Annotated in this window: 6 protein-coding genes and 1 pseudogene; 3 read left to right on the forward strand and 4 right to left on the reverse strand. The window is 72.5% G+C overall.

Annotated features, from left to right (window positions below; all coding sequences use genetic code 11):
* Positions 1 to 159: 159 nt before the first annotated feature.
* On the reverse strand, positions 160 to 420 hold the full coding sequence (locus DT057_RS05575) for a PsiF family protein (RefSeq protein ID WP_128561112.1): 261 nt from the start codon (positions 418 to 420) through the stop codon (positions 160 to 162).
* A 291-nt stretch (positions 421 to 711) separates the two neighbouring features.
* Here DT057_RS05575 and DT057_RS05580 point away from each other — a divergent pair.
* On the forward strand, positions 712 to 973 hold a 262-nt coding region (locus tag DT057_RS05580), incomplete at its 3' end, for a Ros/MucR family transcriptional regulator (protein WP_338103495.1).
* 1 nt (position 974) lies between these two features.
* Positions 975 to 1,083 (forward strand): annotated as a pseudogene (locus DT057_RS36585) (Ros/MucR family transcriptional regulator); the annotation flags it as partial.
* Positions 1,084 to 1,117: 34 nt separating this feature from the next.
* On the opposite strand, the gene DT057_RS05585 reads toward DT057_RS36585, so the two are convergent.
* The gene (locus DT057_RS05585; protein WP_128561114.1) at positions 1,118 to 1,540 is read right to left on the reverse strand and encodes a cupin domain-containing protein; all 423 of its coding nucleotides are present in this window, start codon (positions 1,538 to 1,540) and stop codon (positions 1,118 to 1,120) included.
* Between the two features lie 333 nt (positions 1,541 to 1,873).
* Between DT057_RS05585 and DT057_RS05590 the strand changes: the two genes are divergently transcribed.
* The gene (locus DT057_RS05590; RefSeq protein WP_128561115.1) at positions 1,874 to 2,413 is read left to right on the forward strand and encodes a hypothetical protein; all 540 of its coding nucleotides are present in this window, start codon (positions 1,874 to 1,876) and stop codon (positions 2,411 to 2,413) included.
* 105 nt (positions 2,414 to 2,518) lie between these two features.
* On the opposite strand, the gene lpdA is transcribed toward DT057_RS05590, so the two are convergent.
* A complete protein-coding gene (gene lpdA, locus DT057_RS05595; RefSeq protein ID WP_128561116.1) occupies positions 2,519 to 3,958 on the reverse strand; it encodes a dihydrolipoyl dehydrogenase in 1,440 nt (479 codons plus the stop codon).
* 123 nt (positions 3,959 to 4,081) lie between these two features.
* Positions 4,082 to 4,878 (reverse strand): 2-oxo acid dehydrogenase subunit E2 (locus DT057_RS05600; protein WP_203236196.1); only part of this gene is annotated, 797 nt, incomplete at its 5' end.

Raw genomic sequence — 4,878 nt, forward strand, 5'->3', positions numbered from 1 at the left:
GCGGGTCCGCGGGCGCCGCGGCAGGGCGCGCGGCCGTGCCGGCCCGCGTCCCGGGCGCGAGGCGCCACGCCCCTGACACCGGTGCCGGCCGGGAGCTGACCGGGCCGCCCCGGTTCCCGCTGCTGCGCGCCCGCACCGGGAACCGGGGCGGGGCCGGCATCAATCCTCGGGCTCAACGCAGGCGCGCATGAACTCGGCACGCGGCGCGCCCTTCAGCTTCTTGTTGTCGGCCTCGGCCTTGCACTGGGCCATCACCGCCGGATCGACGCCCGCCACGGCGTCGTCGCCGGTCCGCTCGGGCGGCGGGGCCGTCTTGGCGGCGGCGGGCGGGCTCCGCGTGCCCTGCGCCGGGGCGGGGCCGGTGAGACCGGCGAGGATCGCGAGGGCGCCGAGCGCCGCGGCAGGGCTCCTGATGGGCATCTCAGTCCGCACTCCCTGTGGGGGTTTCCGGGTGGGCCCTTGGTCGCCCGACACCGTGGCGAAGGTTCGGCAGCGGCGCCCGGACGGGCCGGCGCCCGCGGCGCCGTGACAGCCCCGACCGCGGCCGGAGCGCGAGATTTGAAGCATCGCCGTGCAGGCCTGCCGCTCCGATTCACAGCAATATTCCAATTACCGTTGACGCAACAAGCGTATTCGTGATCCACGTACGGACCGCTGTTGGAGCCGGAAGCTATGCCTGACGAGAACGATAGTGCGCCCGAGCGGCTGATAATGCTGACCGCCGATGTCGTTTCGGCTTTCGTCTCCAGGAATAGCGTCCCGGCGATCGAGCTGCCGGGCCTTCTGGCCTCGGTGCACAGCGCCTTCGGGCGGCTCGGCCGGCCGGCCTCGGCTGCGGAGCCCGAGCGCCCGGCGCCGCCGGTGCCGATCCGCAGGACGGTGACGCCCGACCACATCATCAGCCTCGAGGACGGCCGGCCCTACAAGACGCTGAAGCGCCATCTCGCCGGGCGCGGCCTCACCCCCGAGCAGTNGGCGGCCAACTACGCGGCGCAGCGCTCCGACCTCGCCAAGACCATCGGCCTCGGACGGAGCCGGACCGCGCCGGGCGGCAAGCCCCCGGGACGGCGCGGACGCTCCTGACCGCCGGCGCGGCGCGGCATGCGGCCCCGGAGCGTCACCCGGCCGGGTCGGGGACCAGCCCGTGGCGCAGCATCAGCGCCTTCATCCTCTCGGGCTCGGGCGCGCCGCCCGCGGCCAGCGCCGCCATCGCCTGGAAGTACTCGGGGCCGAGGACGCCGGGAGTGAGGATGCACAGGCAGGTGGCCGGGTCGTCCGTGTCGTTGCGGAACCCGTGCACCGTCCCGCGCCCGATGAACACCGACTGCCCCGGCCCGAGGCGGCAATCCGCGCCGTCGATGCGCCAGGTGGTGGTGCCGGCGAGCCCGTAGATCGTCTCGTCCCACGTCGCGTGGGCGTGCGCGACGGGCATCTTCGCGCCGGGCTGGACCGTCATCTCGAAGACGTCGAGGCTGCCCGCCGTGCCGTGCCGGTCCTGCACGAAGCGCAGCGCGAGGCCGCCGAAACCGATCACCGTCATCCCGCCCTCCCGGAACCACCCCCGGCCGGGTCCCGGCCAGGCGCACCAGGATGTCAGAAGGCTGCGCCGGCCGCCACGCTCCGCCCCCGCGCGGGCGCGGAACGGGGCCCGCCGCCGCCTCGCGCCGGGGAGCCGGAACACATGGAAGTAGAGGCCGTCTGTGCCGAACTGCACGGCCGGTTCACGTCGGGTATGGTAGCGTATCGGCGGATGGAGAGACTGCCGCACACCTGGCGAAGCTCCCACGAGGGACTTGGCGACACTCCCACGGAGGACTTGTCCCGGCCGCGGCGGACCGAAGGTCCTGCGATCGGTGCGCGACAGGAGGCAGTGATGCCGAAGATGCTGATCTTGCGTGGCAATCATGGCTACCACGCGGACGAAGCCGGGAAGGACTTCAACTACAAGGGCGGCGCCCTGCACGAGGGGCCGGCCAAGGAGTACGCCCGGCGCAAGGGCTACGAGGGCGTCGTGCTGAACATCTCGGGCGACCCGCCCGAGAAGGGCAAGAAGCGCTCCCACAGCCCGCAGACGATCCTGGCGCTGGATACGTTCAGCCGCGACAAGTCGATCGAGGCGTTCTACGGCTTCTCGGGCGGCGGCTTCAACATCTGGTGGATCTTGCAGGATCTGAAGAACAAGAAGGACGAGGAGGGGCTCAAGCGCATCAAGCTGGTCGTCGTGCTCGGCGCGCCCGACACCCCGAAATCCGCGTACGAGGCGTCCGGGTACAAGCCCGGGAGCTGGGAGCTGGTCTACCTGACCAATCCGTCGAGGTCCGACAAGATCGCGCCGAAGGACGCCGAGCTGCACATGTTCGGCCCGGAATGGCTGCTCTCGAAGACGCCGGATCCCGGCAGCGCCGCGCCCTGACGCGCCGCCCCGCCGCCGTCACGCGAGAGGCGGCGTCCGCGGCGGGCCGGGCGGCCGGTCGAACCGTTGCCCACCGCGCCGAAGGGCGGGCGCCGGGCCGGCCGGTCAGGCGTGGATCACCCGCCCGTAGGCGTCGAGCACGCTCTCGTGCATCATCTCCGACAGGGTCGGGTGCGGGAAGACCGTGTGCATCAGCTCCTCCTCGGTGGTCTCGAGGTTCATCGCCACGACGTAGCCCTGGATCAGCTCGGTCACCTCGGCCCCGACCATGTGGGCGCCGAGGAGCTGGCCGGTCTTGCGGTCGAAGATCGTCTTGACGAGGCCCTCCGGCTCGCCGAGGGCGATGGCCTTGCCGTTGCCCGCGAAGGGGAAGCGGCCGACCCGGACGTCGAAGCCCTGCTCCTTCGCCTTCACCTCGGTCAGGCCCACGCTGGCGATCTGCGGCTGGCAGTAGGTGCAGCCCGGGATCTTGCCCGCGTCCAGCGCGTGGGTCGAAAGGCCCTTGATGGTCTCGACGCAGAGCACGCCCTCGTGCTCGGCCTTGTGGGCCAGCATCGGCGGGCCGGCGACGTCGCCGATGGCGTAGATCCCCGGCACGTTCGTGCGCCCGAGCCCGTCCGTGACGACGATGCCGCGCTCGACCGCGACCCCGAGCGCGTCGAGGCCGAGGGACTCGACGTTGCCGACGACGCCGACCGCCGAGATCAGCGCCTCGGCCGTGATGGTCCGGGGCGCGCCGTCGCCGGTCTCCACGGTGGCGGTGACGGACCCGGCGGCCTTCTCGACCTTCGTCACCTTGGCGCCCGTGAGGATCTTGATGCCCTGGCGCTCGAAGCGCTTGCGGGCGAAGCCGGCGATCTCCGCGTCCTCGACGGGCAGGATCTGGGGCAGCAGCTCCACTACCGTCACCTCGGCGCCCATGGTGCGGTAGAACGAGGCGAACTCGATGCCGATGGCGCCCGAGCCCATCACCAGGAGGCTCTTGGGCATCGTCCGCGGGACCATGGCCTCGTAGTAGGTCCAGATCTGCTTCCCGTCGGGCTCGATGCCCGGGATCGCGCGGGGCCGGGCGCCCGTCGCCACGATGATGTGCCTGGCGCCGTAGGTGCCCGCGCCCTTGGCGCCCTTCGGGGCCTCCGCGCGGGTCGTCTGCGTCACGACGACCGCGCCGGGCTGGTTGCCGCGGGCCGCCGAGGCGATCCGGGCCTCGCCCCAGATCACGTCGACCTTGTTCTTCTTCAGCAGCATGCCGACGCCGCCGTTGAGCCGGGCCGACACGCCGCGCGAGCGCTTGACGATGGCGGCCGTGTCGAACCCGACCTTCTCCGCCGAGAGGCCGTAATCGCCGGCGTGCTGCATGTAGTGGAAGATCTCGGCCGAGCGCAGCAGCGCCTTGGTGGGGATGCAGCCCCAGTTGAGGCAGATGCCGCCCAGGTGCTCGCGGTCGACCACCGCGGTCCTGAAGCCGAGCTGGGCCGCGCGGATCGCCGCGACGTAGCCGCCGGGACCGGCGCCGATGATGAGGACGTCGTAGGTGTCGGACATTCAGGTCTCCGGCTTGCCGTCCGGCGGGGGGGAGAGGCCGGGGGCCCGGCCCGCCCGGGACCGGTCCTTCGGCGAAGGAGGGGATGTGGGCCCGCCCGGGACCGGCCGGGAGGGCCGCCGGCGTCACACCAGCATCCCCATCGGGCTCTCCACCAGCGCCTTGAAGGCCGCCAGCAGCTCGGCGCCGAGCGCCCCGTCGACCACCCGATGGTCGCAGGAGAGCGTCACCGTCATGGCCTGCACCACGGCGGGCGCGCCGTTCCTGGCCACCACGCGCGCCTCGCCGGCCCCCACGGCCAGGATGGTGCCGTGGGGCGGGTTGATCACCGCCGAGAAGGTCTTGATGCCGAACATGCCGAGGTTCGAGACCGCCGTGGTGCCGCCCTGGTACTCGCCGGGCTTCAGCTTGCGGGTGCGGGCGCGGCCGGCGAGGTCCTTCATCTCGGCCGAGATGGTCGAGAGCGTCTTCTGCTCGGCCCGGCGGATCACCGGGGTGAACAGCCCGCCCTCGATCGCCACCGCGACGCCGACGTCCGAATGGCGCAGGCGCAGGATGCGGTCCTCGGCCCAGACCGCGTTGGCGGCCGGCACCCGCTGCAGCGCGAGGGCGAGCGCCTTGATGACGAAGTCGTTGACCGAGAGCTTGAAGGCGGGCTTGCCGTCCCGGTCCTTGCCGGCCCCGGCATTGACCTGCTCGCGCAGGGCCAGCAGCGCGTCGAGCTCGACGTCCAGCGACAGGTAGAAGTGCGGGACGGTCTGCTTCGACTCGACCAGGCGCTTGGCGATGGTCCGGCGCATGCCGTCGAGGGGCACCTCCTCGTAGGAGCCGGGCTCGAACATCCCCTTGACCTGGTCGGCCGTCAGGCCGGCGGCCCTGGGCGGGGCAGCGGCCCCGCCCGGCGCGGGGGCCGCTGCCCCGC

This window comes from Methylobacterium crusticola (assembly GCF_003574465.1).
Classification (GTDB): domain Bacteria; phylum Pseudomonadota; class Alphaproteobacteria; order Rhizobiales; family Beijerinckiaceae; genus Methylobacterium; species Methylobacterium crusticola.